Source organism: Pseudomonas paraversuta (assembly GCF_904063065.1).
Taxonomy (GTDB): domain Bacteria; phylum Pseudomonadota; class Gammaproteobacteria; order Pseudomonadales; family Pseudomonadaceae; genus Aquipseudomonas; species Aquipseudomonas paraversuta.
The window spans coordinates 124670-150932 of record NZ_CAJFCL010000005.1 but is presented as its reverse complement, the minus strand read 5'-3'; the positions used below and the strand labels follow the sequence as shown (position 1 = coordinate 150932).

The window sequence follows — 26263 nt, the reverse complement described above, 5'->3', positions numbered from 1 at the left end:
GGTCGTTGACAAAGCCAGGGTCTTTACTGGCCCCATGGGGCCAGACCTCATTATTCGCCGACGCTGATTTTCAGGCCGGCGGCTATAGCAAAAGGTGTCAGGGTTACTGCCAGGGCGGTCAGGCTTGCAAGCCAAAGCAGATAACCCGTCGCAGGCATGCCTTGCAAGGCCGCCTGCAACGCGCCGCTGCCAAGAATCAGCACCGGGATATATAAAGGCAGAATCAGCAGGGCCAGCAGCAGGCCACCCCGTTTGAGGCCCACGGTCAGCGCCGCGCCAACAGCGCCGAGCAGGCTCAAGACCGGCGTACCCAGCAACAACGACAGCAGCAAGACCGGCAGGCAGGCCACCGGCAACCCCAGCATCAAGGCCAGCAGCGGCGACAGGATGACCAGGGCCAGACCGGAAAACGCCCAGTGTGCCAGCACTTTGGCCAATACCAGTAGAGGCAGGGGGTGCGACGAAAGGACCCACTGCTCCAGTGATCCGTCCTCGAAATCACTGCGGAAAAGCCCGTCCAGCGAGAGCAAAACCGATAACAGGGCAGCTACCCAGAGCAGCCCCGGAGACAAGGTTTGTAACAACTGAGTCTCGGGTCCGACAGCCAACGGGAACATGGCGATCACAATTGCGAAGAACACCAGAGGGTTGGCCAGTTCCGCCGGACGGCGAAACAGCAAACGCGCTTCACGTGCCACCAAGGTTGCGAACACACTCATACAGCCCAATGCCCCAGGTCGATATCGCGGTAACCGGCCGGCATCCGGGTCAGGTTGTGGTGAGTGGTCAGTACCACCATGCCACCGCGTTCGCAGTGACTCGCCAGGTGCTCTTCGAGCTGGGCCACACCCTGTTTATCGAGCGCGGTAAACGGCTCATCGAGAATCCACAACGGCGGGCTGTCCAGATGCAGCCGCGCCAGAGCCACACGCCGCTGCTGACCTGCGGACAAGGTGTGGCACGGTACATCTTCAAAACCCTTGAGCCCCACTGCAGCCAGCGCTGCCCAGATAGCGTCACGGGAGGCCGGGCGATGCAGGGCGCAGAGCCAGGCCAGGTTCTCTTCCGCGGTGAGCAAATCCTTGATACCGGCAGCATGGCCGATCCAGAGCAGATTACCGGCCAATTGCGTTCGCTGACTGCTCAACGGCAGGCCATTGAGCCGGACTTCACCCGCCGTCGGCTGCATCAGGCCCGCCAACAAACGCAACAGGCTGGTCTTGCCGCTGCCGTTGGGCCCGCTGATTTGTAACATGTCGCCGCTGGCGAGTCGCAATTCGAGATTCTCGAACAGCATCCGCCAGTCGCGCTCACAGGCGAGTGCTACGGCTTCTAAAAGAGGGCTGGTCACGTAATTGAGGCCTTCACGGTTCAAGTCGGCTGAGGCGCGGCCGTTAAAATGATGCAGGATAAATGCTTTGGCGACCTGTTTCAGAGAGCTGGGTCAAACAATAGCGATGTTTTCACCCGCTCTGAACGACGGGGCAGCATTATACATGCCATGCCCTACTCTAAATGAGCCAATTTCGACAGGCTGTTACGATGAAAGGCGACATGACAATTCCACCCGTCCTGCCCGCTGCGCCGACCGCCGTACGTCCTGGCATTACGGGCGGTGAAACGCTCAAATTGCTGCAGCCTCTCCCGGGCCTGATCGGCCCCGGCCAAAGTGCACAGGCACAAGTGTTATCACTTAAACAGGGGGATGCGGCCTTCCAGCTGCTGCTCCGATTGACCCTCGATAGCGGGCGCCAGACCAATGTGCAAGTCAGCAGCCTCCAACCCCTGCCCCTGGGCACCCTGCTCGCCGTGAGCCAGCCCGGCCCCGGCAGTCTGGCCATCAGCCTGCAGCAAGCCCTGAGCTTCGGCGTGGCCAGCCTCACCCGGCTTGACCCGCAACAATTGCCGGCGGGCAGCCTGCTGCAGGGCAAAGTGCTGACCACCCAGCTGCTGGCCCAGAGCGCTGGTCAGCCTGCGGTCTATCGCTCAATGGTCACACTGCTCAACAGCGCCCTGAACGGCAGCACCCTGACTGTGGACAGCCCCCAACCCTTGCGCGTGGGCAGCTTGCTGAGTGCACAGGTGCAGGATGCACAGACCCTGAATTTTGTCCCGCTGAGCGGTCGTCAGGATCAACTGGCGGTGGCGCAACAACTGGCCATGCAGCAAGGTCGCCAGGCTTCACTGGAAGGCCTGCTCAGCGCCCTGCAAAAACTCCCGGCCAGCAACAACATGCCCGACGCGTTGCGCGCCTCCATCGACAAGCTGTTGGCAGGCTTGCCTACGCCAGCAGAGTTGAGTAACCCCAAAACATTAGGAGCGGCCCTACTCAACAGCGGCGCTTTTCTGGAAGCCAGACTGCTGAACGGCCAAACCCAGGCCCTGGCTCCAGACATGAAAGCCACATTGCTGCGCCTGATCGCGCAGATCTTGCCGGGCGTACCTGCAAACTCCGCTTTCACCCCCGCCATGGCCGCCAGCAGCCAGGCCCAGGCCATGCCGACCTTTGTCCGCAATGCCCTGGGGATGCTCGGCCAGGTCAGCGCCAAACCCCAGCCTGGCGGCTTTCCGCTGCCCAAACGTGGACTGCCCGGTGGCGAAGACGAAGACAGCCTGGAACATTTGCTGAAACTCGCAGCGGCGGCCATTTCGCGCCTGCAAAGCCATCAACTGTCCAGCCTGGAGCAAAGCGGACGAACCGCTGATGGCAACCTGCTGACCACCTGGCAACTGGAAATACCGATGCGCAACGCCCACGACGTAGTTGCGCTGCAGATCAAGTTTCAGCGTGAAGATCCGGGTGAGAAACAAGCCCAAGACACGGCCGAAAGCCGTGAAGTCAAAGATCAGCTGTGGCGGGTGGAACTGGCCTTCGACCTGAGCCCGCTGGGCCCCTTGCATGTACAGGCGCAATTGCTTCGCGGCAACCTGTCGGGCCAGCTCTGGGCGCAACGGGCCAGTACCGCAGAACTGATCGCCAGCCAGCTGGGCACGTTACGCCAGCGTCTCAACGATGCCGGGCTGAGCGTGACCGATCTCGATTGCCACCAGGGCATCCCGCCGCAAGGTGGCCACACCCCACTGGAACAACGCTGGGTCGACGAAACCGCATGAGCACAGAGCCCGAAACGCGTCAGGCGATTGCCCTCAAATACGACGGCAAACAAGCGCCCACCCTCACCGCCAAGGGTGACGATGAACTGGCCGAAGCCATTCTCAAACTGGCCCGCGAGTACGAAGTGCCAATTTATGAAAATGCCGAGCTGGTGAAATTACTGGCGCGCATGGAACTGGGGGACAGCATCCCGCAGGAGTTGTACCGCACCCTGGCGGAGATCATTGCCTTTGCCTGGCAGCTTAAAGGCAAATTCCCGGAGGGATTCGATCCCGATGCCGGGCCGGTGGAACGGGATATAACCCCGCCGAAATAAGCCAGATCACAAGGCACCTGTAGGAGCGAGCTTGTCTCGCGAGCTTTTCAACCAAACCCCAAGAGCTCGCGAGCAAGCTCGCTCCTACAGGGGTTGTGCTGTGCAGAAATGCGGCAGATCGCAGACTTCACCGTCCAGGCCGTAAGGCACCCCATGCAGGAAGCTGCAACCGCATCTGTAAGAGCGAGCTTGTCTCGCGAGCTTTTCAGCAAAACCGCAAAGAGCTCGCGAGACAAGCTCGCTCCTACAGGGGTTGTGCTGTGCTGAAATGCGGCAGATCGCAGACTTCACCGTCCAGGCCGGCAGGCACCCCATGCAGGAAGCTGCAATTGCACCTGTAGGAGCGAGCTTGTCTCGCGAGCTTTTCAACCAAGCCCCAAGAGCTCGCGAGCAAGCTCGCTCCTACAGGGTATGGCGGTTCAGCCTTTATGCATCTTGCTCATCAATTCGGCCTCGGCCTGGGTCAGGCCGCAGGACTGGGTCAGTTCGTCAACGCTGGCACCCATGCCCACCAGACGCGCTGCCTGGTTGAACGACAGGCTGGTGGGGTCGCGCTGTTCCAGCTGGGTCAGCTTCTCGGGCAGCGGCGCTACCACGGCGCGCAGTTCGTGCAGGTCTTCGCCCATCTGCACGCTGCCGTTCTGGTAGGTGTCCAGCCGCCGGGTCAGTTCCTTGAGGCGCCGGTCACGCAGTTCGTCCGCCCCCGCCTGCTGTGCGGCACTCACGCGCTGGCGGCGGATATAGGTCACCAGCACCCACAGTGTCGCCACCCAGAGCAGGCCCAGGACGATTACCGCCGCCTCAAGGATCAATCAGATGTTCTCCAGGTCCGACCACTCTTCTTCGGTCATCATCTTGTCCAGCTCAACCAGAATCAGCAGCTCGCCGTTCTTGTTGCACACACCCTGGATAAATTTTGCCGACTCGTCATTGCCCACATTGGGCGCCGTTTCGATTTCAGACTGACGCAGGTAAACCACTTCCGCCACGCTGTCGACCAGAATCCCCACCACTTGCTTGTCGGCTTCGATGATGACGATCCGCGAGTTGTCAGTAATCTCGGCACCCTGCAAGCCAAAACGCTGACGCGTGTCTATCACCGTCACCACATTGCCGCGCAGGTTAATGATGCCCAGCACGTAAGACGGCGCACCAGGAACCGGGGCGATTTCGGTATAACGCAGTACTTCCTGCACCTGCATGACGTTGATGCCGTAGGTCTCGTTGTCCAGCTTGAAGGTGACCCACTGCAGGATCGGATCTTCGCTGCTCTGTTGTGCCGCTGCCTTGCTCATACCCAAACCCCTGAAGAAATACCGTCGATGCGGTGTGTACTGTCTGACCGCGGCCAAAGGCCCGGTGGTTTATTTGTCGGTTGCCCCGGCGGCGGCACTGGCCATGTGCTTGACCGCACCACTGCTGATCAACTCTGCCAGCTGCGCCACGTCCAGCAGCGCACACATGTGTTCAATCACAGTGCCCGCCAGCCACGGTCGCTGCCCGCGCCGGGTCCGCCATTTGATCTGTTCGGGGTCCAGGCGCAGTGAGCGGCTGACTTGATGCACGGCCAGCCCCCAGTCATAACCCTGGACCGAAATAACGTATTGCAGGCCCTCGCGAAAATCATCGCGATAGCGGTCGGGCATCACCCAGCGCGCGGTGTCCAGCACATTGAGGTTGCCACTGTGGCTCGGCAGAATGCCCAGGAACCACTCCGGCTGACCGAACAGGGGAGTCAATTCCCGCCCCTGCAGTGAATAAATCGAGCCCAGGCACACCAGCGGCACCGCCAGCGTCAGCCCGGCCACGTCAAACAGCAGACATTCGAAAGGCTCGTCGGCCCAGGCCGGGCGGCCGTCGGTCTGCGCCGGCAATGGAGCCGCCGCGGCGCGCGGCCGGTGCACCTGCACCAGAGGGTGGGCGAACGCTTCGGTGGCCACCCCCACGTCTGCCAGCTCCAGCGGCATGGCAACCGCCGGTTCTTCAGCCTGCACCTGCCCGTCAAGGGCAACTGCGGACAGCTCGTCCGGCTGTGGTTCAACCTGCTGCAACCCTTCTGTGGCATCGAACAGCAAGTCGTCGAGATAGGACTGCAAAGCCAATTGCGGGCCGTGGGAAAGCGCTGTCGCCTGTTTCATAAAGTGCCCCACTCAACTGCCTCGCGACTGAGGCCTTGAGACGTTATCGGCCGCACCCGGCGGCTACTTGAATGCACGCGCACCTCAGACCGCCTGCGGCGCGAGCTGGCGGGTCAATACATGCTTGAGCAAGGCGCGATAGGCGATCACCCCACGGCTTTTTTCATCGAACTGCGAGGGCGTCTGCCCTGCCCGGCTGGCATCACGCAAACGCGTGTCCACCGGGACAAAGCCCTGCCACAGGGTGTCGGGGTACACATCGCGCAAAACCCGCAAGGTGCTCATCGAGGCCTGGGTACGGCGGTCGAACAAGGTCGGCACGATGCAGAACGGCAGTTCCTGCTGGCGCGAGCGGTTGATCATGCGCAGGGTGTGAACCATGCGTTCCAGGCCCTTGAGGGCCAGATGCTCGGTTTGCACCGGGATGATCAACTGCTGGCTGGCCGCCAATGCATTGACCATCAGCACCCCCAGGATCGGCGGGCTGTCGATGATGGCGTAGTCATAATCCTGCCACAGCTGCGCCAGACTGCGGGCGATGACCAGACCCAGGCCGCTCTGCCCCGGCGCCTGACGCTCCAGGGTTGCCAGCGCAGTGGTGGCTGGCAACAAGGCAATGTTCGGATGGCTGGTGGACAGCAGTAATTGCGCAGCCAGGCCTTGCGGCACCTGGCCCTGGTGCAAAAACAAGTCGTAAACGCTGTGCTCGAGGGCGTCCGGGTCGTAACCGAAATAGCTGGTCATGGAACCGTGCGGGTCGAGGTCGACCACCACCACGCGCTTGCCCGCCTCAGCCAGCAAACCGGCCAGAGCGATGGATGTGGTGGTCTTACCGACTCCACCTTTTTGATTGGCTACTGCCCAGACTCTCATTTTGTTGTTCCTCCCGGCTGCGGACGTGCCGGCCGAGAATTGACATGCACTTATAGGAGCGGTGACGGGGAATTGACGGCATTCCCACGAACCGGCGGCTTTGTTGGAGGCGGTGCAGTTTGTGTGCCAGCCCGCTTCAGGGCGGCATCCGGTGTTGCGTGAGCGGTGCCCACGCCGGTCAGGCTGCGCCTTACTTCCAGATTGCGCGACACCACCAGTACCACCCGGCGATTGAGGGCGCGCCCCTCAGGCGTGGCGTTATTGGCCACCGGTTGAAACTCGCCGTAGCCCACCGACGCCATGCGCCCGGGGTTGACCCCCTGCATCGCCAGCATGCGCACGATGCTCGCCGAGCGTGCCGACGACAGCTCCCAGTTGGTCGGATACTGCGCGGTACGTATCGGCAAATCGTCGGTAAAGCCCTCGACGTGAATCGGGTTGTCGAAGGGTTTGAGGATCGCCGCCACCTTGTCGATGATACTGAACGCCATATTGCTGGGCATGGCGTCGCCGCTGCCGAACAACAGGCTGGAATTGAGTTCGATCTCGACCCACAACTCATTACCGCGCACCGTCAATTGTCTGGACGCGATCAAGTCGCCGAAGGCGGTGGTGATGTCATCGGCAATGGTTTTAAGCGGATCATCAGGAGACTGCCCCAGACCGGCGTCGGTGTGTTCGCTGTCTTTGATCAACGGCTCTGCCGGGGTCGTCGTCAGTGGCCGCTCATCGCCGACGGGGATTGGCTTGACGCTACGCTCGCTGTCATTGAAAACCCCGACCAGGGCCTGGGAAATCACCTTGTACTTGCCTTCGTTGATCGACGAAATCGAGTACATGACCACAAAAAAGGCAAACAGCAGCGTAATGAAATCCGCGTAGGACACCAGCCAGCGTTCATGATTGACGTGCTCATCGGCGGAGCGGCGACGGCGACTCATAGTTAACCCACAAAGCCCTGGAGCTTGAGTTCGATGGAGCGCGGGTTTTCGCCTTCGGCAATCGACAGGATGCCTTCGAGCATCATCTCGCGGTACAGCGACTGGCGCAGGGCAATCGCCTTGAGTTTGCTGGCAATGGGCAACAGCAACAGGTTGGCACTGGCCACCCCGTAAATGGTCGCCACAAACGCCACGGCAATGCCGCTGCCCAGTTGCGCCGGGTCGGCCAGATTGCCCATCACGTGGATCAGGCCCATCACTGCACCGATGATGCCGATGGTCGGCGCATAGCCGCCCATGCTTTCAAAGACTTTGGCGGCCTCGATATCGCGACTTTCCCGGGTCATGTAATCGACCTCCAGCACGCTGCGAATGGCTTCGGGCTCAGCGCCGTCCACCAGCAATTGCAGGCCTTTGCGCGAATAGCTGTCGGGCTCGGCATCGGCCACGCTTTCAAGGCCCAGCAGGCCCTCCTTGCGCGCGGTAAGGCTCCAGTTGACGACCTGGTCGATGCCGGCAGCCATATCGATGCGCGGCGGAAAGATAATCCAGACCAGGGTTTGCATCGCCCGCTTGAACGCACTCACGGGCGACTGCAGCAACGCCGCGCCCACTGTACCGCCCACCACAATCAAGGCCGCCGGGCCATTGACCAGGGCGCCCAGATGGCCCCCTTCCAGGTAGTTGCCGCCGATAATCGCGACAAAGGCCATGATGATGCCGATCAGACTGAGCACATCCATCAGTGACAGGCCTCCACCAGGTACCGGCCGACATCATCGAGGCTGTACACCGCATCCGCCAGGTTGGCTTTGACGATGGCCATGGGCATGCCGTAAATCACACAGCTGGCCTCGTCCTGGGCCCACACCGTACTGCCGCTCTGCTTGAGCAAACGAGCACCTTCACGGCCATCCGCGCCCATGCCGGTCAATACCACCGCCAAAACTTTGTCGCCGTAGGACTTGGCAGCTGAACCGAAGGTGATATCCACGCACGGTTTGTAGTTCAGACGTTCATCGCCTGGCAGGATTCTTACCGCACCACGCCCGTCAATCATCATCTGCTTGCCGCCCGGAGCCAGCAACGCCAGGCCGGGGCGCAAGATATCGCCGTCTTCGGCTTCCTTGACGCTGATCCGGCACAGCTTGTCCAGACGCTCGGCAAAGGCTTTGGTAAAAGCCGCTGGCATATGCTGGACCAGTACGATCGGCGCCGGGAAATTACCCGGCAACTGGGTCAGGACCCGTTGCAAGGCCACCGGACCGCCAGTTGAGGTGCCGATGGCCACCAGTTTGTAGGCTTTGCGCTTTGGCCCGGGGGACGTCGCTGGCGCGGCCGTACGACTGGCAATCGGCGTGGTGCGTGCCGGAGCCGGGATGGCTGCAGGCGGCGCAAAACCGCCCGCTGCCGGCCGGCTGACAACAGGCGCCGGTATGCCGGGGGCTGGTGCGCTGTAGCCGGACAAGCGACGGTTGCTGCGGGAGATGCTGTGCACCTTTTCGCACAGCAATTGTTTGACCTTGTCCGGATTACGCGAGATGTCTTCAAAGTTTTTCGGCAGAAAATCCACCGCCCCGGCGTCCAGCGCATCCAGGGTGACCCGGGCGCCTTCGTGGGTCAGCGAAGAGAACATCAGTACCGGAGTCGGACAGCGCTGCATGATATGGCGCACCGCCGTAATGCCATCCATCAACGGCATCTCGTAGTCCATGGTGATCACATCGGGCTTGAGCGCCAGCGTCTGATCAATCGCCTCCTTGCCGTTGGTGGCGGTACCGATCACTTGAATTGTTGGATCAGCCGACAGAATTTCCGAGACGCGGCGGCGGAAAAAACCGGAATCATCCACCACCAGGACCTTGACTACCATAAACACTCCGTTAGGCGGTATGAGGTGCAACCGCCGGTGCCACCAGAATCAAATACGCCGCGAGGCGTAGTGCTTGAGCATGCTCGGAACATCCAGGATCAGGGCAATACGGCCGTCACCGGTGATGGTGGCGCCCGACATGCCTGGCGTGCCCTGGAGCATTTTGCCCAACGGCTTGATCACCACTTCTTCCTGGCCCACCAGTTGATCGACCACAAAGCCGATGCGCTGGGTGCCCACCGAAAGAATCACCACATGCCCTTCGCGCTGCTCTTCATGGGCCGCCGAGGCCACCAGCCAGCGCTTGAGGTAGAACAATGGCAACGCCTTGTCCCGCACGATCACCACTTCCTGGCCGTCGACCACATTGGTGCGCGACAGGTCGAGGTGGAAAATTTCGTTGACGTTGACCAGCGGGAACGCAAACGCCTGATTGCCCAGCATCACCATCAGGGTCGGCATGATGGCCAGGGTCAGCGGCACCTTGATCACGATTTTCGAACCGCGACCCAGGGTCGACTCAATGCTCAGCGAGCCATTGAGCTGGGCGATCTTGGTTTTCACCACATCCATGCCCACGCCACGCCCGGACACATCGGAAATCTCGGTTTTGGTGGAGAAGCCCGGGGCAAAAATCAGGTTGTAGCAATCGTTTTCGCTCAGGCGATCGGCTGCATCCTTGTCCATCAGCCCTTTTTTCACTGCAATGGCGCGCAGCACATTGGCGTCCATGCCTTTGCCGTCATCGGAGATCGACAGCAGGATATGGTCGCCTTCTTGCTCGGCCGACAGAATTACCCTGCCGCAGCGCGGTTTACCGGCTGCTTCGCGCTCTTCGGGGGTTTCACACCCGTGGTCAACCGCGTTGCGCACCAAGTGCACCAGCGGATCGGCCAGTGCCTCGACCAGATTCTTGTCGAGGTCGGTTTCTTCGCCCACCAGCTCCAGGCTGATTTCTTTTTTCAACTGGCGCGCCAGATCGCGCACCAGACGCGGAAAACGGCCGAAGACTTTTTTGATCGGCTGCATCCGGGTCTTCATGACCGCGGTCTGCAGGTCGGCGGTCACCACGTCGAGGTTGGACAATGCCTTGGCCATCGCTTCGTCGTGGCTGTTGAGGCCCAGGCGCACCAGACGGTTACGCACCAGCACCAGCTCGCCGACCATGTTCATGATGTCGTCCAGCCGCGCAGTATCGACCCGCACCGTGGTCTCGGCTTCAGAAGCCTGGGGCTTGTCGGCGCTGGCAGCCGGGGCCCGGGGGGCCACTGCACGGGCGGCCTCGGGCGCACTGGCTACCGGAGCTGGAGCCGGGGCCGCAACAACGGCTGCAACCGCAGGACTCTGGACAGAAAACTGGCCCTTGCCGTGCAGCTCATCGAGCAGTGCTTCAAATTCGTGATCGCTGATGTGATCCGGGCTGACAGGCTCGCCAGCCTGGTCTGCCGGCACAACCGGGGCTGCGCCCAGCGCATCGGTATTGAATGAACCTTTGCCATGCAACTGATCAAGCAAGGCTTCGAATTCGTCGTCGGTGATTTCATTGCTCACCGCCTCTGTCATCACAGGTGCCGACTCTGGCGCCACGCTGGAGGCCGTGTCGGGGCGAAACTGCCCCTTGCCGTGCAACTGGTCGAGCAGCGACTCGAATTCGGCATCGCTGATTTCATCACTGCCTGCAGGCGCTGCAACTGCCTGCACGGGCTCGGCAGCAGCAGCCTTGACTGCATTCAGGGAGTCCAGCAGCAGTTCAAATTCGTCATCGGTGATATCGCTGCTGTCGCCGGCCACAGGTTCGGCGACCGCCACCGCAGCGGCGACTGTCGGCACCGAAGCTGGCTCGGCCAGACGTGCCAGCGCCGCCAGCAGCTGCGGGGTTGCCGGCGTAACCGGGCGGCGCTCGCGCACCTGGGTAAACATGGCGTTGACCGCGTCCAGGGCCTCAAGAACCACGTCCATCAATTCCGAGTCGACGCCACGCTCACCCTTGCGCAGGATGTCGAAAACGTTCTCGGCGATGTGGCAGCACTCCACCAGCTCGTGGAGCTGGAGGAAGCCGGCGCCCCCTTTTACAGTGTGAAAACCGCGAAAAATTGCATTGAGCAAGTCCGCATCATCCGGTCGGCTTTCAAGCTCGACCAGCTGTTCGGACAGCAGCTCTAGAATCTCGCCGGCTTCAACCAGGAAATCCTGAAGGATTTCTTCATCGGCGCCGAAGCTCATGTACGTGCTCCTTGAAGTAGGACCTTTCGACGCCGGGACGGGTAACCCTTACCGCGCGCCTACTCAGTACCTAGAAACCTAAACTGGAAAGCAAATCGTCTACATCATCCTGGCCGGACACGACATCATCACGTTTATCGGCATGAATCTGCGGACCTTCACCCTTAGTCAGGTTTTTTTGCGAATTATTTTCTGCGAGCAGTGCCGCACGGTCGTGTTCGATCCCGGCAAAGCGATCGACCTGACTGGCCATCAGCACCAGCTTGAGCAAATTGCTTTCCACATCGGTCACCAACTGGGTGACACGCTTGATCACCTGACCGGTGAGGTCCTGGTAATCCTGGGCGAGCAATATGTCAGTGAGGTTGGCAGACACCACATGGTTGTCGGCTTCGCTGCGCGTCAAAAAACTGTCAACCCGCCGCGCCAGTTCGCGAAACTCCTCGGCGCCTACTTCGCGCCGCATAAAGCGGCCCCAGTCTGCGCTCAGGGCTTTAGCCTCGCTGCCCAGGCCATTGACCAGCGGCGTGCTGTTTTCTACCAGATCCATGGTTCGATTCGCCGCAGCTTCCGTGAGCTTCACAACATAAGCCAAACGCTCGGCTGCATCGGTGATCTGCGACACTTCTTCAGCGCGCGGCATGTTCGGATCGATGTGAAAGTTGACAATCGAGCTGTGCAACTCACGGGTCAGCTTGCCGACTTCCTGGTACAGGCCGCGATCGCGAGTCTGGTTCAGTTCATGAATCAGTTGCACGGCGTCGCCAAACTTGCCTTTCTCAAGGCTGTCGACCAATTCGCGGGCATGTTTTTTCAGGGTCGACTCAAACTCGCCCTGTGTCGCTTCTTGATGCTCCATAGCGCCCCCCGGGAAACCGTTCAACCGATGCGATCAAAGATTTTTTCGATCTTGTCTTTGAGTGCAAGGGCCGTGAACGGCTTGACCACATAGCCGTTGACCCCGGCCTGGGCCGCCTCGATGATTTGTTCGCGCTTGGCTTCAGCGGTCACCATCAGCACGGGCAGGTGCTTGAGTTTTTCGTCGGCACGCACATGGCGCAACAACTCGATACCGGTCATGCCCGGCATGTTCCAGTCCGTCACCAGAAAGTCGATGTGCCCCTGGTTGAGGATCGGCAACGCCGTGGTGCCGTCGTCCGCCTCCACCGTGTTGGTGAACCCGAGGTCACGCAACAGATTTTTAATGATCCGTCGCATCGTTGAGAAATCATCAACGATGAGGATCTTCATGTTCTTGTCCAATTCGACCTCCAAGCAGTCTTAAACGCGTTCAGTCTCTGGACGCGCCATTCAATCAATTCGATTTCGCACACGCCATAAATCAACTGTGGGAGCGGGCCTGACGCGATGCAGGCAACGCCGGTTAACTGATCCACCGCGTCGCGCCCATCGCGGGCAAGCCCGCTCCCACAATGAATCAGCGATTGCCCGCTGTTTTCAGTTCGCCCGCCACTGCCCCAGGCGTGCCCGCAGGCGGGCGGCGCACTGGCTGTGCAGCTGGCTGACACGGGATTCGCTGACCCCCAGCACCTCGCCGATTTCCTTGAGGTTCAGTTCTTCGTCGTAATACAGCGCCAGGACCAGTCGCTCACGCTCCGGCAACAGGCTGATCGCGTCGGCCAGTGCTGTCTGGAAGCGTTCATCTTCCAGGTCCCGCGAGGGTTCCGGGTGAGCACTGGCACCATCCTCATGCAACCCTTCGTGCTCGCCGTCCTGCAACAGGTCGTCGAAACTGAACAGGCGGCTGCCCAGGGTGTCATTCAAAATGGCGTAATAATCATCAAGGCTTAACTGGAGTTCGGCCGCAACCTCGTGATCTTTAGCGTCACAACCGGTTTTTGCTTCAATTACCCGAATTGCGTCACTGACCATGCGGGTATTGCGGTGCACCGAGCGCGGTGCCCAGTCGCCCTTGCGCACTTCATCGAGCATCGCACCACGAATGCGGATACCGGCGTAGGTCTCGAAACTCGCGCCCTTGGTCGCGTCGTATTTGGTCGACACTTCGAGCAGGCCGATCATCCCGGCCTGGATCAGGTCGTCCACCTGCACGCTGGCGGGCAAACGCGCCAACAGGTGATAGGCGATACGCTTGACCAACGGTGCGTAGCGTTCGATCAGCTCATACTGGCTGTCACGCGACGCTTTGCTGTACATGCGATAGCCGCTGGCGGTCATCAGGGACGCCCTCCGCCTGCCTGTTGCACCAGGCGCTCGACAAAGAACTCCAGATGCCCCCGGGGATTGGCCGGCAGCGGCCAGGTGTCAACTTTCTGGGCGATGGCCTTGAACGCCAGGGAGCACTTGGAACGCGGAAATGCCTCGTACACGGCGCGCTGTTTTTGCACCGCCTTGCGCACACTCTCGTCGTAGGGCACGGCGCCCACGTATTGCAGGGCGACATCCAGAAAACGGTCGGTAACCTTGGTCAGTTTGGCGAACAGATTGCGCCCTTCCTGCGGGCTCTGGGCCATGTTGGCCAGCACCCGGAACCGGTTCATCCCGAAATCGCGGTTCAGCAGCTTGATCAGCGCGTAGGCATCGGTGATCGAAGTCGGTTCGTCACACACCACCAGCAGGACTTCCTGGGCGGCGCGCACAAAACTCACCACTGAGTCGCCGATCCCGGCTGCGGTATCGATCACCAGCACGTCGAGGTTATCGCCCAGGTCACTGAAGGCCTGGATCAAACCGGCATGCTGGGCCGGGCTCAGGTTGACCATGCTCTGGGTGCCCGACGCCGCCGGTACGATCCTGATCCCGCCAGGGCCCTGGAGCAGTACGTCGCGCAGCTCGCAACGCCCCTCGACCACATCGGCCAGGGTGTACTTGGGGGTCAGCCCGAGCAGCACATCGACGTTTGCCAGGCCCAGGTCGGCATCCATCAACATGACGCGTCTGCCCATTTCGGCAAGCGCGATAGACAAGTTGACTGACACGTTAGTTTTACCGACGCCACCCTTGCCGCCGGTCACTGCGATCACCTGTACGGGATGCATGCTGCCCATGATCATTTTTTACCTTGTCTTTCTTAGACGCGGCTACAAAGGTTGGCTGCACGTGCCCCACTGGCACAACACCTTGCAGACCATCGATGTAGGTACATTGCTACGTAACCTTGAGTACCTCAGCCGACCTGTTTGGGAGGGCTTTGATAGATATCAGCGAACATGTCGGCCATGGCCTCTTCACTGGGTTCTTCCTGCATTTGCACACTCACGGCCCGGCTCACCAACTGGTGACGACGGGGCAAGTGAAGATCATCGGGGATCCGCGGACCATCCGTGAGGTAAGCCACCGGCAGCCCGTGCTGGATCGCCAGGCTCAGCACCTCCCCCAGACTCGCGGTTTCATCCAGCTTGGTCAGAATGCAACCGGCCAGCCCGCATCGTTTGTAACTGAGGTAAGCCGCCGTCAACACCTGTTTCTGACTGGTGGTCGCCAGTACCAGATAGTTGCGTGCCTTGATCCCGCGCCCCGCAAGACTTTCAAGCTGCAGGCGCAGTGCCGGATCGCTGGCCTGCAGGCCGGCGGTATCCACCAGCACCACGCGCTTGCGTACCAGCGGCTCAAGGGTCTGGCCCAACGACTGGCCAGGCGCAACGTGGGTCACGGGTACATTGAGAATTCGGCCCAGGGTCTTCAGTTGTTCCTGGGCACCGATACGAAAGCTGTCCATGCTCACCAGGGCAATATTTTGCGCGCCGTACTTGAGGACGTAACGCGCTGCCAGCTTGGCCAGGGTAGTGGTTTTGCCCATGCCCGCAGGCCCCACCATGGCAATCACACCGCCCTCTTCCAGGGGTTCAAGCTCCGGGGTCGCGATCATTCGCGCCAGATGGGCCAGCAACATCCGCCACGCCTGACGCGGTTCTTCAATTCCAGCCACTTGCGCCAGCAGATCCCGCGACAGCGGCCCGGACAAGCCAATGCGCTGTAAACGGCGCCACAAATTGGCTTGTGCAGGCTTGGCAGCCTGCAACTGGTTCCAGGCCAGCGAACCCAACTGCACTTCGAGCAGTTCGCGCAGCACATTGAGTTCCGAGCGCATGTTGTCAAAGGCGCGCTGGTCCATCGACGGCGCGGCCACAGGAGCAGGACGCGCCGGTTCCTGCGGCGCCGGCTCGGTCAACGGCTCGGCGGCGGTCAGCGGCAGACCGGCAAACAACTGGCGGCTGACATCGGCATCGCCATCCCCGCGCAAACTCAGTTCGGCCCGGGCCGAAACAATGCTGGACTGGGTTTTGCGCAGCTCTTCTTCCAGTTCCATATTCGGCACCCGCGGTGCCAGCGCCGACAGCTTGTAGTCCAGGGCGGCAGTCAGCTCCACCCCACCGGCGATCCGGCGGTTACCGATAATGGCGGCGTCGGCCCCCAATTCATCACGAATCAGCTTCATGGCCTGACGCATGTCGGCGGCGAAAAATCGCTTCACTTGCATAAATCAAACCCTCAGCCGTTAGGGCCTACTGTCGCAACAATCGTGACTTGCTTGTTATCAGGAATTTCCTGGTACGAGAGCACATGCAGGTTAGGCACCGCCAGGCGTCCAAACCGCGAAAGCATTGCACGTACCGGGCCTGCCACCAGCAAGATCACCGGGTTGCCTTGCATCTCCTGACGCTGGGCGGCGTCGATCAGCGAGCGCTGGAGTTTTTCCGCCATGCTTGGCTCCAGCAACACGCCCTCTTCCTGGCCTTGTCCGGCCTTTTGCAAACTATTGAGCAATATTTGTTCCAACCTTGGTTCCAAGGTGATCACAGGCAGCTCGGAGTCAACGCCTACAATGCTTTGCACGATTGCGCGGGACAGTCCGACCCGGACCGCAGCAACCAGCGCGGCAGTATCTTGACTCTTATGGGCATTGTTCGCGACGGCTTCGGCAATGCTTCGAATGTCGCGTACCGGTACCTGTTCTGCCAACAAGGCCTGCAACACCTTGAGCAACTGCGACAGGCTCAACACCCCCGGCACCAGCTCTTCGGCCAATTTGGGCGAGGCCTTGGCCAGCAGCTGCATCAACTGCTGCACTTCTTCATGACCGATCAGTTCATGGGAGTGCTTGTACAGAATCTGGTTCAAGTGGGTCGCAACTACAGTGCTGGCATCCACTACGGTATAGCCCAGCGATTGCGCCTGACTGCGCTGACTGATCTCGATCCACACGGCTTCCAGACCGAAGGCCGGATCTTTGGTGGTAATACCGTTAAGTGTGCCGAACACCTGCCCCGGATTGATCGCCAGTTCGCGATCGGGGTAAATCTCGGCCTCGGCCAGAATCACCCCCATCAAGGTCAGGCGATAGGCGCTGGGGGCCAGATCGAGGTTGTCGCGGATATGCACGGTGGGCATCAGAAAGCCCAGGTCCTGGGACAGTTTTTTGCGCACGCCCTTGATCCGTGCCAGCAGCTGGCCGCCCTGATTGCGGTCCACCAGCGGGATCAGGCGATAGCCGACTTCCAGCCCGATCATGTCGATGGGCGTTACGTCATCCCAGCCCAGCTCTTTGCTCTCCTGGGCACGGGCCGGCGATGGCAGCAACTCTTGCTGACGCTGCACCTCTTGCAGGGCCTGGACCTTGACCACATTCTGCTTTTTCCACATCAGATAGGCCACGCCACCCGCAACGGCGGCCAGACTCAGGAAGGAGAAGTGCGGCATGCCCGGCACGATCCCCATGACCGCCATCAAACCGGCCGACACCGCCAGCGCCTTGGGCGAGGCAAACATCTGGCGATTGATCTGCTTGCCCATGTCTTCGGAGCCGGACGCGCGGGTCACCATGATCGCGGCAGCGGTGGACAGCAACAGCGATGGCAACTGCGCCACCAAACCGTCACCGATGGTGAGCAAGGCGTAGACCTTGCCGGCCTCGCCAAACGTCATGCCGTGCTGGAAAATACCGACGGCCATGCCACCGATCAGGTTGATGAACAGAATCAGCAAGCCGGCGATGGCATCACCGCGCACGAACTTGCTGGCGCCGTCCATCGAGCCGTAGAACTCTGCCTCCTGGGCAACTTCCTGACGGCGCTGCTTGGCCTGGGGCTGATCGATAAGACCGGCATTGAGATCGGCGTCAATTGCCATTTGCTTGCCGGGCATGGCGTCGAGGGTGAAACGGGCGCTCACTTCGGAAATACGTCCGGCACCCTTGGTCACCACCACGAAGTTGATGATCATCAAAATCGCGAACACCACGATACCGACTACGTAGTTACCGCCGATCACCACTTCACCGAAGGCCTGAATCACCTTGCCGGCGGCCCCGTGGCCTTCCTGGCCGTGAAGCATGACCACCCGGGTCGAAGCCACGTTGAGCGCCAGACGCATTAACGTGGCGACCAGCAAAATGGTGGGGAACACGGCAAAATCCAGCGGCCGCAGGGCATAGACACAGACCAGCAACACCACAATCGACAGCGCGATATTGAAGGTGAAAAACACGTCCAGCAGAAAGGCCGGGATTGGCAGCATCATCATTGCCAGCATCACCAGCAATAACAACGGCACGCCCAACTGTCCATGCCCCAAACCGGCCAGACCGTTGCGTGCGGTGTTGATTAACTGAGAGCGATCCAATGACATTGCGACAAACCTTTAGCAAACTTTTGACGCCATATGCGCCGTAAAGCCTGCCTGTGCAAGAAGCCTTCCAACTTTGGCAAATGGCCATGTCTATATTTCGGGGCTGCCGGGCGGCAGCCATATATACATACCCCTGCAGGAGCTAGCTTGCTCGCGAGCTGTTTGTCTGCAGATTGAAAAGCTCGCTCCTACGGTCAAACGGGGCGCCGGTACTCAGTTCCAGCGCCACTCCCCAAGGTCGATCACCAGACACGCGCTGCTGCTGGAGCGGAACACCACATCCAGCTTGCGATTGGGCTCGTAGCGCTCAGATCCGCGACCACCGATCAAAATTGCACCACAGCGCCCATCGCCGATGTGCGGGCGCTCTTCCCACACCGGCACGCTGTCCAGCTGCAACTGGCGTATCAGCTTGTAGAGGATGAAACTGCGCACGCAGCGGCCATTGATGCCTTCGAAACTCAACGACTTGCGCAGAAAAGACATGATGGAGTCCCGCTCTTTGTAGCAGCGCTCCATGATCCCGGCGTAGTACTGCTCCCGGCCCAGGCCGTGGGGCACGGTGGGCAACGAGATCACCGCCAGCAAGTTCGAGCCCGCGGTACTGAAGCCGACAATATGCCGCCCCTGCAATTGTTCCAGCCAGAAAATGGCAAAGGTGCCGTCCAGAGCAGGGAATTTCGGAAACAACCCTTCGAGATCGACGTGAGCAATGTCACTCGAATCACTTAGCGCATAGGTTCTGATCGAACTTTCAGGAATAAGGGTTAACTCAATCGGCATAGCACTCTCCATTGCCTGCGCGCGAACTAAAAAGACATCGCATTCCAAGTTAAGCAGGTTTGGGGCAAGCCTCTACTGATCACGCCGTAAATCCGCCGGAATCGGCAAATCCTTGAGCGGATCCGGGCGCTTGCCCCGGCCCGCCTGATACTGGCGTATCTGGTACACATAGGCCAGAACCTGGGCCACGGCCAGATACAACCCGGCAGGAATCTCCTGATCCAGCTCCGTGGAGTGGTAGATCGAGCGCGCCAGGGCCGGAGACTCCAGCAGCAAAATATTATGCTTGGCACCAATCTCGCGAATCTTGAGTGCCAGAAAATCGCTGCCCTTGGCCAGCAGCATGGGCGCCGCGCCCTTCTCCGGATCGTATTTCAACGCCACGGCGTAGTGCGTCGGGTTGGTGATAATCACGTCGGCGTCGGGAATGGCACTCATCATGCGCCGCTGGCTCATTTCCCGTTGCAGTTGGCGAATCCGCTGTTTGACCTCGGGCCGACCTTCCTGATCCTTGTGCTCATCACGCACTTCCTGCTTGGTCATGAGCAGTTTTTTGTGGCTTTCCCACAGCTGCACCGGAACGTCCACCGCCGCAATCAGGATCAACCCGCAGGCCATCCACAGCGCACTCCAGGCAACCACTTGCACACTGTGGATTACCGCCAGCTCCAAAGGCTCATGGGCGATTCGCAGCAGGTCGTCGATGTCGGACTGCAACACCAGCAAGGCCACGATCAGGATGATGAAGAATTTGGCCAGCGCCTTCAGCAGTTCCACCAGCGCCTTGGCCGAGAACATGCGCTTGATCCCGGCAGCGGGGTTCATGCGGCTGAACTTGGGCGCCAGGCTGCCGGCAGCGAACAGCCAGCCGCCCAGGGCAATGGGCCCGACCAGGGCAGCAATCAGCAAGATCACCAGAACCGGCTGCACGGCAATCAGCGCAACCTTGCCCGAGTGCAGCAAAAAAAGGCCCATGGAATCGGGATTGAGCAGGGTTTCGCGACTGATGCTGAAGTTGTAGCGCATCAGATCCATCATGTCCCGCGCCAGCGCGCCGCCAAAAATCAGCAGTCCGATAGAACCCGCCAGCATGATGGCCAGGGTATTCAGCTCTTTGGAGCGTGCGATCTCGCCCTTTTCCCTGGAGTCCTTTTTTCGTTTCTCCGTGGGGTCTTCTGTTTTATCGGCACCGCTCTCGCTTTCTGCCATGGCTATCGCGCCTGTGCCAGCTCACGTAAAAACTGCAAGGCCTCGGAGGCCAGCGGTTGATACTGATTGAGAATATCCGCCAGGCCGATCCACAGGATCACCATGCCCAGCACCAGAGTCAGCGGAAAACCGATCGAGAAGATATTGAGTTGCGGCGCCGCCCGGGTCATCACACCAAAGGCGATGTTGACCACCAGCAATGCAGTAATGGCCGGCAGCACCAGCAACAATGCGGCACCCAGCACCCAGCCCAGCTTGTTGGCGATTTCCCAGTAGTGATTGGTCAACAAGCCACCGCCCACCGGCAAGGTAGTGAAGCTCTCGGTGAGCACCTCGAAGACCACCAGATGGCCGTTCATGGACAGAAACAACAAAGTCACGAGCATGGTGAAGAACTGCCCGATGACCGCCACGTTGACCCCGTTGGCCGGGTCGACCATGGACGCGAAGCCCATGCCCATCTGGATCGCGACAATTTGCCCGGCCACCACGAACGCCTGGAAAAACAGTTGCAGCGAGAAGCCCAGCAATGCGCCGATGATGATTTGCTCGGCAATCAGCATCAGGCCACTGAGGTCCAGCGGGTTGACGGCCGGCAGCGGCGGCAGGCTGGGCAGGATTGCCAGGGTGATGGCCAGCGACAGAAACAGCTTGATGCGCTTGGGCACCAGGGTCGTGCCGATGATCGGCATGGTGGTCAGCAACGCGCCCACCCGGAACAGCGGCAGCATGAAGCTGGCGACCCAGGTGCTGATCTGCGCGTCCGTCAAAGCGAGCAGCGACATTTAGCCGATCAACTGCGGAATGCTGCCGTACAACTGCAGGATGTATTCCATAAAGGTCTGCACCAGCCAGGGCCCGGCAACGATCAGGGTGACCAGCATCACCAGCAACCGCGGAAGGAAGCTCAGGGTCTGCTCGTTGATCTGGGTAGCCGCCTGAAACATGGCCACCAACAGCCCGACCAGCAAACTGGGCACGACCAGCACCGCGACCATCACCGTGGTCAGCCACAGCGCGCTGCGAAACAGGTCAACCGCGACTTCTGGGGTCATTGCGCATTACTCCCGGTCATGGGGTCAAACTCCGCCGAAACTGCTGGCCAGGGTGCCGATAATCAACGCCCAGCCATCCACCAGCACGAACAGCATGATTTTGAACGGCAACGAAATGATCAGCGGCGAGAGCATCATCATGCCCATGGCCATCAGCACACTGGCCACCACCAGGTCGATGATCAAAAACGGGATGAAGATCATGAAGCCGATCTGGAATGCGGTTTTCAGCTCCGAGGTGACGAAGGCCGGCACCAGAATGGTCAGGGGCGCGGCATCCGGAGTGGCGATGTCGGTGCGCTTGGACAGGCGCATGAACAGTTCAAGGTCGCTGGTGCGGGTTTGCGCCAGCATGAAGTCCTTGAGCGGCACTTGCGCCTTGAGAATGGCGTCCTGGGCCGAGAGTTTTTCTGCAAGGTAAGGCTGCAAGGCGTCCTGGTTCACCTTGTCGAATACCGGCGCCATGATGAACATGGTGAGGAACAGCGCCATGCCGGTGAGAATCTGGTTCGACGGCGTTTGCTGCAACCCCAGGGCCTGGCGCAGGATCGAAAACACAATGATGATCCGCGTGAAGCTGGTCATCAGCATGACGAACGCCGGAATAAAGCTCAGCGCGGTCATGATCAGCAAAATTTGCAGGCTGACCGAGTACTCTTGCTGGCCGTTGGCCCCGGTGCCCAGGGTGATCGCCGGAATCGACAGCGGATCGGCCCCGAACGCTACTGGTGCGAGCAACGTCAACAACAGCGCGACGACTAAACGCATTACGGCTTGTCCTTTTGCTGACCCAATACTTCCATCAATCGTTTGGCAAACTCGGGGGTCGCCGACTGCGTGGTACCCGGCACCTGCACCGGCTCCTTGAGCACGTGCAAGGGGGTGATACGCCCGGGCGTCAGGCCAAGCAGAATCTGCTCCTCGCCCACTTGCACCAGCACCAGCCGGTCGCGGGCACCCAGGGCCCGCGAACTGATCAACTCAATCACCTGCCCCTGTCGCGACCCGGTTTGCTGTACCCGGCGCAGCAGCCAGGCCAGGGCAAAGATCAGCCCCAGCACCAGCAACAAACCCAGCACCAGCTGTGTCAGCTGCCCGCCGATGCCACTGCCGATCACAGGTGCAGCGACAGGGGTGGCGCTGGCCAGCGGCTCGGCCGCCAGCACGCTCAGGGGTAAAGCCAGTAAACCGCCGAGAAGCCGCTTCACTTAACGCAGCTTCTTGATGCGTTCGCTTGGACTGATCACGTCAGTCAGGCGGATGCCGAACTTTTCGTTGACCACCACCACTTCACCATGGGCAATCAGGGTGCCGTTGACCAGCACGTCCAGCGGCTCGCCGGCCAGACGATCAAGCTCGATGACCGAACCCTGATTGAGTTGCAACAGGTTGCGGATGTTGATGTCGGTGCTGCCCACTTCCATGGAGATGGAAACCGGAATATCCAGAATCACATCCAGGTTGGGACCATCCAGGGTGACCGGTTCGTTATTGCGCGGCACGCTGCCGAACTCTTCCATTGGCAAGCGGCTGGAGGCCGGCTTGGTGGCTGCATCGGCCGCCAGCAAGGCGTCGATATCCGCCTGCCCGACGTCGCCGGTTTCTTCCAGGGCCGCAGCCCATTCATCAGCCAGGGCCTGGTCTGCAGCACTTGTATCGTGTTCGGTAGCCATCGGGGAGTCCTCGGCGAGCAGTCAATCATTAACACAGCAATTTGGGGTGGACCGACGCCTAGCGCCGTCCGATGGGCTCGATCACTTGCAAGGCCAGATTGCCTTTGTGCGAGCCCAGTTTGACCTTGAACGCAGGCACGCCGTTGGCGCGCATCACCAGTTCGTCTTGTAGTTCGACGGGAATCACATCACCCGGCTGCATGTGCAAAATGTCCCGCAGACGCAATTGCCGGCGGGCCACGGTGGCGCTCAGTGGCACGCTGACATCCAGCACGTCCTCGCGCAAAGCCTTGCTCCAGCGTTCGTCCTGATCGTCGAGGTCGGACTGAAAACCGGCATCGAGCATCTCGCGTACCGGCTCGATCATCGAGTACGGCATGGTGACGTGCAGGTCTCCGCCACCGCCATCGAGCTCGATGTGAAAGGTTGACACCACGATCGCTTCGCTGGGGCCGACGATATTGGCCATTGCCGGGTTCACTTCCGAGTTGATGTACTCGAAATTGACTTCCATGATCGCCTGCCAGGCCTCCTTCAAATCGATGAAGGCCTGCTCCAGCACCATGCGCACCACCCGCAGTTCGGTGGGGGTGAATTCACGGCCTTCGATCTTGGCGTGACGGCCGTCACCGCCGAAGAAGTTGTCCACCAGCTTGAACACCAGCTTGGCATCGAGGATAAACAGCGCAGTGCCGCGCAACGGCTTGATCTTGACCAGGTTGAGACTGGTGGGCACGTACAGCGAGTGCACGTATTCACCGAATTTCATGACCTGTACCCCGCCCACCGCGACGTCCGCAGAGCGGCGCAGCATGTTGAACATGCTGATGCGGGTGTAACGGGCGAAACGCTCGTTGATCATTTCCAGGGTCGGCATGCGGCCCCGGACAATCCGGTCCTGACTGGTCAGGTCGTAACTTTTGACACTGCCGGGTTCGGCAGCTGCTTCGGCCTGTACCAGGCCATCATCGACACCATGCAACAGCGCGTCGATTTCATCCTGGGACAGCAGGTCTTGCACGGCCATGTCGTGATCCTACTGCAATACAAAGTTAGTAAAGAGCACCTGATCGACAACCACTTTTCCGAGTTCTTTCTGCGCCACTTCCTGAACGCTGGCAGTAGCTTTCTGACGAAGTATTTCCTGCCCCACCGGCGTCGCCAGGTCATCGAAGGTTTGCCCGGAGAACAGCATCACCAGATTGTTGCGGATCACTGGCATATGCACCTTGAGGGCGTTGAGGTCATTCTGGTCGCGCGCCTGCAAGGTCATGCTCACTTGCATATAGCGCTGGCGGCCATTGGCGTTGAAATTGACCACGAAGGCCGGCGCCATGGGTTCATAAATCGCCGGGAGCTTGATGTTTGCGTCAACCACAGGTGCGGACTCGCTCTTGGGGCCGCTCAGGAAATACCAGGTGGCGCCCACAGACAGGCCGATCGCCAGCAACACTGCCACTGCGACCAGGATGATCAGCTTCAATTTGCCTTTCTCGGCAGGGTCCTTCACTACGTCGCTCGTCGCCATGCCAATAATCCGTCGCTTTTCGGTTTTCACAGATGCTTGGGTAGGCAGAGCAAGTGTTATGCCAGAAGTGTCGGGATGTGGCAGAACACTGTAAGAGCACACCTGTGCAGGCGTGAGCCTGTTCGCCTGCACATTGAAAAAACCCGCGAGCAAGCTCGCCCCTAGAGGGGGAGCGAGGCTGTGGCTCAGGCGTAGTAATCCACCGCGCTGGAGCCGATAACCACGCTCGGCGCTACGCTGCCGGTGGTCGCGATTGCCGGCTCATCTTCGCCGGCACCTTCAAGCCGGTGACCACCTGAGGGGTTCTGCGCCTGCTGCTCCTGGCCCTGCCCCTGCCAGTTGCGCGACTGGTCCGACACGTTGACGTCGACCTGCCCCATGCCCTGCTGGGCGAACATTTCACGCAAGCGGTGCATCTGGTTGTCCAGCGCCTCGCGCACCCCGGCGTGGGCACTGACGAAGTTGACCTGCGCGCTCTGGTCGGGGGCGATGTTGACCCGGATATCCAGCCGCCCCAACTCCGCCGGCTGCAACTGGATATCTGCCGATTTCAGGTTGGCGCTGGACAGGTACATCACACGATTGACCACCTCTTCGGTCCAGCCGCTCTGATGCATGGCCAAAGGCTGGTTGACCGGCAATGCATTGGCGGTTTTGGGTACCGCCGCCTGGGTGAGTGCAGCCAGGCGACTGGCGAAGTCATCCACCCGGGTATCGCTGGACGCGCTCTTCAGGTCTTTGAGACCATCATCGAGCAGCCCCTTGAATGCCTCCTCCCCCCCCTCGCCGGACGCTGAACCGTCGGCTTTCGGGTCGATCAGCATGGCAACCGCAGCAGTTTGCCCCTGAACAGTGGCCGGGGAATTCTCCAGTGCCGCATTTTTCCCCGGCGTCTGGCTACCGGCCGAGACATGCCCGCCCTGCTCCATGGCCAGGCGCACCGCAGGCATATCGTCCAGGGGATCGGCCTCAGGATCGAAACTGTCATCCTCCACCGGTAGCGGCTGCAGCTGTGCTTGCGCCGCAGCGGCCAGTTGCGCGGCTTGCACCTCGGGCTGCGCCGGCTCTACCGGCACTGCAGCTTCAGCCGCAGGCGGCGCTACCACTGCCTGCACCGGCACAGTCGCCTCGTCGCGCACCCCGTCAGCGGCATCTTGCTGACTTGCGCTGCCGGTGTCTTTGGTCTTGCCAGCAGGCAAGGTCTTGCCGCTATCGGCAACCGCCGGCGGTCTTTCAGACGCCTGATCGCTGCCCTGATTACGCCTGGCGAGCGCTCCCGCAGAGGGTTCCCGCACATGACTCAAGGGCTTGGTTTCAGACGCTTTCGCATACACCCTGGAAAAGGGTTCAGCTCCGGATTTAGCGGGCTCGGTGCCAGACAGGGGAGTTTTGACCGCAGGCGTTTTGGACGCAGCAGTACCGGAGGTCTGAAGAAAGGGATTGGCGGCAAGGGGCATTAACAGGTCTCCACTGTACGGCTGGCATAGGTACAGGTGGATGAGTCAGAGCAAGGTTCGGGCCAGCTTTGGCCGAATCAGCCGGAGGCAAAGTTCGACGGGTTGAAACGCTGGCGCTCGGCACGATAAAGACGACGCACCATCTGGTATTCATCGTCGATTTTGACGACCAGCTCCTTGATGCCGGCCAGCGGCTTCTTTTGCGCCCGTTCTTCAAGCAGGCCGCACAGATGCGCCAAACGAATGGCACCCATGTTGCTGCTGCTGCCTTTGAAGCTGTGGGCGACCAGACTCAGGTCGTGGGCTTCGTGTGTGCTGCGCAGTTGATCCAGGCGCTCTTCGGAATCAGAAAGAAAGGTGTCGAGCAAATCCTCAAACCCGCCTTCCATTACGTCCCGCAACGCACTGACTACCTTTGGATCCATATGAATGTCGGACACTTGTTCACTCCTTGATCAAGAATGATCGGA

General features: G+C 60.3%; 29 protein-coding genes. 2 read left to right on the top strand and 27 right to left on the bottom strand.

Going from position 1 to position 26263, the window contains the following annotated elements; genetic code table 11:
• Positions 1 to 50 precede the first annotated feature (50 nt).
• On the bottom strand, positions 51 to 719 hold the full coding sequence (gene ccmB / locus JQ845_RS12020) for a heme exporter protein CcmB (RefSeq protein ID WP_003441898.1): 669 nt from the start codon (positions 717 to 719) through the stop codon (positions 51 to 53).
• Complete coding sequence (gene ccmA / locus JQ845_RS12015; RefSeq protein ID WP_003441897.1) at positions 716 to 1351, bottom strand: cytochrome c biogenesis heme-transporting ATPase CcmA; 636 nt, start codon at positions 1349 to 1351, stop codon at positions 716 to 718. The genes ccmB and ccmA overlap by 4 nt, the downstream gene beginning before the upstream one ends.
• Before the next feature lie 191 nt (positions 1352 to 1542).
• On the opposite strand from ccmA, the gene fliK reads away from it, so the two are divergent.
• Positions 1543 to 3114 (top strand): flagellar hook-length control protein FliK, encoded by a 1572-nt coding sequence (gene fliK / locus JQ845_RS12010; protein ID WP_202210898.1) that lies wholly within the window; start codon positions 1543 to 1545, stop codon positions 3112 to 3114.
• On the top strand, positions 3111 to 3431 hold the full coding sequence (locus JQ845_RS12005) for an EscU/YscU/HrcU family type III secretion system export apparatus switch protein (protein WP_003441895.1): 321 nt from the start codon (positions 3111 to 3113) through the stop codon (positions 3429 to 3431). Before fliK ends, JQ845_RS12005 begins: the two co-directional genes overlap by 4 nt.
• 419 nt (positions 3432 to 3850) lie before the next feature.
• Here JQ845_RS12005 and JQ845_RS12000 read toward each other — a convergent pair whose 3' ends face one another.
• From JQ845_RS12000 to JQ845_RS11880, 25 genes are all read right to left on the bottom strand, one after another.
• On the bottom strand, positions 3851 to 4243 hold the full coding sequence (locus JQ845_RS12000) for a DUF2802 domain-containing protein (protein ID WP_003441894.1): 393 nt from the start codon (positions 4241 to 4243) through the stop codon (positions 3851 to 3853).
• On the bottom strand, positions 4244 to 4726 hold the full coding sequence (locus JQ845_RS11995) for a chemotaxis protein CheW (protein WP_003441893.1): 483 nt from the start codon (positions 4724 to 4726) through the stop codon (positions 4244 to 4246).
• A 69-nt stretch (positions 4727 to 4795) separates the two neighbouring features.
• Positions 4796 to 5569: a CheW domain-containing protein gene (locus tag JQ845_RS11990; protein WP_010656430.1), complete on the bottom strand. Its 774-nt coding sequence runs from the start codon at positions 5567 to 5569 to the stop codon at positions 4796 to 4798.
• A gap of 84 nt (positions 5570 to 5653) precedes the next feature.
• Positions 5654 to 6442, bottom strand: coding sequence for a ParA family protein (locus tag JQ845_RS11985; RefSeq protein WP_003441891.1), 789 nt, complete (start codon positions 6440 to 6442; stop codon positions 5654 to 5656).
• Between the two features lie 50 nt (positions 6443 to 6492).
• Positions 6493 to 7383, bottom strand: a complete 891-nt coding sequence (gene motD, locus JQ845_RS11980) for a flagellar motor protein MotD (protein WP_003441890.1) — start codon at positions 7381 to 7383, stop codon at positions 6493 to 6495.
• A gap of 2 nt (positions 7384 to 7385) precedes the next feature.
• Positions 7386 to 8126 carry a flagellar motor protein gene (locus tag JQ845_RS11975; RefSeq protein ID WP_010656431.1) on the bottom strand — a complete coding sequence of 247 codons (741 nt, stop codon included), beginning with the start codon at positions 8124 to 8126 and terminating at the stop codon, positions 7386 to 7388.
• Positions 8126 to 9256 (bottom strand): protein-glutamate methylesterase/protein-glutamine glutaminase, encoded by a 1131-nt coding sequence (locus tag JQ845_RS11970; protein ID WP_010656432.1) that lies wholly within the window; start codon positions 9254 to 9256, stop codon positions 8126 to 8128. The genes JQ845_RS11975 and JQ845_RS11970 overlap by 1 nt, the downstream gene beginning before the upstream one ends.
• Positions 9257 to 9304: 48 nt before the next feature.
• The gene (locus JQ845_RS11965; RefSeq protein WP_010656433.1) at positions 9305 to 11479 is read right to left on the bottom strand and encodes a chemotaxis protein CheA; all 2175 of its coding nucleotides are present in this window, start codon (positions 11477 to 11479) and stop codon (positions 9305 to 9307) included.
• Between the two features lie 70 nt (positions 11480 to 11549).
• Positions 11550 to 12338 (bottom strand): protein phosphatase CheZ, encoded by a 789-nt coding sequence (locus tag JQ845_RS11960; protein ID WP_003441885.1) that lies wholly within the window; start codon positions 12336 to 12338, stop codon positions 11550 to 11552.
• A gap of 20 nt (positions 12339 to 12358) precedes the next feature.
• Complete coding sequence (locus tag JQ845_RS11955) at positions 12359 to 12730, bottom strand: chemotaxis response regulator CheY (protein ID WP_165439717.1); 372 nt, start codon at positions 12728 to 12730, stop codon at positions 12359 to 12361.
• 207 nt (positions 12731 to 12937) lie between these two features.
• Complete coding sequence (gene fliA, locus JQ845_RS11950; protein ID WP_232286857.1) at positions 12938 to 13681, bottom strand: RNA polymerase sigma factor FliA; 744 nt, start codon at positions 13679 to 13681, stop codon at positions 12938 to 12940.
• On the bottom strand, positions 13678 to 14508 hold the full coding sequence (gene fleN / locus JQ845_RS11945; protein ID WP_003441882.1) for a flagellar synthesis regulator FleN: 831 nt from the start codon (positions 14506 to 14508) through the stop codon (positions 13678 to 13680). The genes fliA and fleN overlap by 4 nt, the downstream gene beginning before the upstream one ends.
• A gap of 119 nt (positions 14509 to 14627) precedes the next feature.
• The gene (gene flhF / locus JQ845_RS11940) at positions 14628 to 15941 is read right to left on the bottom strand and encodes a flagellar biosynthesis protein FlhF (RefSeq protein WP_003441881.1); all 1314 of its coding nucleotides are present in this window, start codon (positions 15939 to 15941) and stop codon (positions 14628 to 14630) included.
• Between the two features lie 11 nt (positions 15942 to 15952).
• Positions 15953 to 18082, bottom strand: coding sequence for a flagellar biosynthesis protein FlhA (gene flhA, locus JQ845_RS11935; RefSeq protein ID WP_003441880.1), 2130 nt, complete (start codon positions 18080 to 18082; stop codon positions 15953 to 15955).
• A gap of 219 nt (positions 18083 to 18301) precedes the next feature.
• A complete protein-coding gene (locus tag JQ845_RS11930; RefSeq protein ID WP_161718830.1) occupies positions 18302 to 18871 on the bottom strand; it encodes a hypothetical protein in 570 nt (189 codons plus the stop codon).
• Positions 18872 to 18943: 72 nt separating this feature from the next.
• Positions 18944 to 20080 (bottom strand): flagellar biosynthesis protein FlhB, encoded by a 1137-nt coding sequence (flhB, locus tag JQ845_RS11925; RefSeq protein WP_203009026.1) that lies wholly within the window; start codon positions 20078 to 20080, stop codon positions 18944 to 18946.
• 2 nt (positions 20081 to 20082) lie between these two features.
• Positions 20083 to 20865, bottom strand: coding sequence for a flagellar biosynthetic protein FliR (fliR, locus tag JQ845_RS11920; RefSeq protein WP_003441877.1), 783 nt, complete (start codon positions 20863 to 20865; stop codon positions 20083 to 20085).
• A complete protein-coding gene (fliQ, locus tag JQ845_RS11915; RefSeq protein WP_003441876.1) occupies positions 20866 to 21135 on the bottom strand; it encodes a flagellar biosynthesis protein FliQ in 270 nt (89 codons plus the stop codon). It abuts the gene before it with no gap.
• 24 nt (positions 21136 to 21159) lie between these two features.
• On the bottom strand, positions 21160 to 21903 hold the full coding sequence (fliP, locus tag JQ845_RS11910; protein WP_003441875.1) for a flagellar type III secretion system pore protein FliP: 744 nt from the start codon (positions 21901 to 21903) through the stop codon (positions 21160 to 21162).
• Positions 21903 to 22343 carry a flagellar biosynthetic protein FliO gene (fliO, locus tag JQ845_RS11905; protein ID WP_003441874.1) on the bottom strand — a complete coding sequence of 147 codons (441 nt, stop codon included), beginning with the start codon at positions 22341 to 22343 and terminating at the stop codon, positions 21903 to 21905. The genes fliP and fliO overlap by 1 nt, the downstream gene beginning before the upstream one ends.
• Positions 22344 to 22808, bottom strand: a complete 465-nt coding sequence (gene fliN, locus JQ845_RS11900; protein ID WP_003441873.1) for a flagellar motor switch protein FliN — start codon at positions 22806 to 22808, stop codon at positions 22344 to 22346.
• Positions 22809 to 22866: 58 nt separating this feature from the next.
• Complete coding sequence (gene fliM, locus JQ845_RS11895) at positions 22867 to 23835, bottom strand: flagellar motor switch protein FliM (protein ID WP_003441872.1); 969 nt, start codon at positions 23833 to 23835, stop codon at positions 22867 to 22869.
• 9 nt (positions 23836 to 23844) lie between these two features.
• Positions 23845 to 24336 carry a flagellar basal body-associated protein FliL gene (gene fliL, locus JQ845_RS11890; RefSeq protein ID WP_003441871.1) on the bottom strand — a complete coding sequence of 164 codons (492 nt, stop codon included), beginning with the start codon at positions 24334 to 24336 and terminating at the stop codon, positions 23845 to 23847.
• Positions 24337 to 24521: 185 nt separating this feature from the next.
• Entirely contained in the window at positions 24522 to 25793 is a 1272-nt protein-coding gene (locus tag JQ845_RS11885; protein ID WP_203009025.1) for a flagellar hook-length control protein FliK, read from the bottom strand.
• A 77-nt stretch (positions 25794 to 25870) separates the two neighbouring features.
• The gene (locus tag JQ845_RS11880; RefSeq protein ID WP_003441860.1) at positions 25871 to 26233 is read right to left on the bottom strand and encodes an Hpt domain-containing protein; all 363 of its coding nucleotides are present in this window, start codon (positions 26231 to 26233) and stop codon (positions 25871 to 25873) included.
• Positions 26234 to 26263: the final 30 nt, after the last annotated feature.

Coding starts and splice junctions, on each gene's coding strand:
- JQ845_RS11995 (WP_003441893.1), bottom strand. CDS start 4,726: ATGAGCAAGGCAGCGGCACAACAGAGCAGCGAAGATCCGATCCTGCAG.
- ccmB (WP_003441898.1), bottom strand. CDS start 719: ATGAGTGTGTTCGCAACCTTGGTGGCACGTGAAGCGCGTTTGCTGTTT.
- fliP (WP_003441875.1), bottom strand. CDS start 21,903: ATGCGTTTAGTCGTCGCGCTGTTGTTGACGTTGCTCGCACCAGTAGCG.
- JQ845_RS11975 (WP_010656431.1), bottom strand. CDS start 8,126: ATGGATGTGCTCAGTCTGATCGGCATCATCATGGCCTTTGTCGCGATT.
- JQ845_RS11965 (WP_010656433.1), bottom strand. CDS start 11,479: ATGAGCTTCGGCGCCGATGAAGAAATCCTTCAGGATTTCCTGGTTGAA.
- JQ845_RS11970 (WP_010656432.1), bottom strand. CDS start 9,256: ATGGTAGTCAAGGTCCTGGTGGTGGATGATTCCGGTTTTTTCCGCCGC.
- JQ845_RS11960 (WP_003441885.1), bottom strand. CDS start 12,338: ATGGAGCATCAAGAAGCGACACAGGGCGAGTTTGAGTCGACCCTGAAA.
- fliK (WP_202210898.1), top strand. CDS start 1,543: ATGAAAGGCGACATGACAATTCCACCCGTCCTGCCCGCTGCGCCGACC.
- fliM (WP_003441872.1), bottom strand. CDS start 23,835: ATGGCCGTGCAAGACCTGCTGTCCCAGGATGAAATCGACGCGCTGTTG.
- flhB (WP_203009026.1), bottom strand. CDS start 20,080: ATGGCAGAAAGCGAGAGCGGTGCCGATAAAACAGAAGACCCCACGGAG.
- JQ845_RS11990 (WP_010656430.1), bottom strand. CDS start 5,569: ATGAAACAGGCGACAGCGCTTTCCCACGGCCCGCAATTGGCTTTGCAG.
- JQ845_RS11955 (WP_165439717.1), bottom strand. CDS start 12,730: ATGAAGATCCTCATCGTTGATGATTTCTCAACGATGCGACGGATCATT.
- fleN (WP_003441882.1), bottom strand. CDS start 14,508: ATGGGCAGCATGCATCCCGTACAGGTGATCGCAGTGACCGGCGGCAAG.
- fliQ (WP_003441876.1), bottom strand. CDS start 21,135: ATGACCCCAGAAGTCGCGGTTGACCTGTTTCGCAGCGCGCTGTGGCTG.
- flhF (WP_003441881.1), bottom strand. CDS start 15,941: ATGCAAGTGAAGCGATTTTTCGCCGCCGACATGCGTCAGGCCATGAAG.
- JQ845_RS11985 (WP_003441891.1), bottom strand. CDS start 6,442: ATGAGAGTCTGGGCAGTAGCCAATCAAAAAGGTGGAGTCGGTAAGACC.
- JQ845_RS11885 (WP_203009025.1), bottom strand. CDS start 25,793: ATGCCCCTTGCCGCCAATCCCTTTCTTCAGACCTCCGGTACTGCTGCG.
- fliN (WP_003441873.1), bottom strand. CDS start 22,808: ATGGCTACCGAACACGATACAAGTGCTGCAGACCAGGCCCTGGCTGAT.
- fliR (WP_003441877.1), bottom strand. CDS start 20,865: ATGTCGCTGCTCGCTTTGACGGACGCGCAGATCAGCACCTGGGTCGCC.
- motD (WP_003441890.1), bottom strand. CDS start 7,383: ATGAGTCGCCGTCGCCGCTCCGCCGATGAGCACGTCAATCATGAACGC.
- JQ845_RS11930 (WP_161718830.1), bottom strand. CDS start 18,871: ATGCCGATTGAGTTAACCCTTATTCCTGAAAGTTCGATCAGAACCTAT.
- fliL (WP_003441871.1), bottom strand. CDS start 24,336: ATGGCGACGAGCGACGTAGTGAAGGACCCTGCCGAGAAAGGCAAATTG.
- JQ845_RS12005 (WP_003441895.1), top strand. CDS start 3,111: ATGAGCACAGAGCCCGAAACGCGTCAGGCGATTGCCCTCAAATACGAC.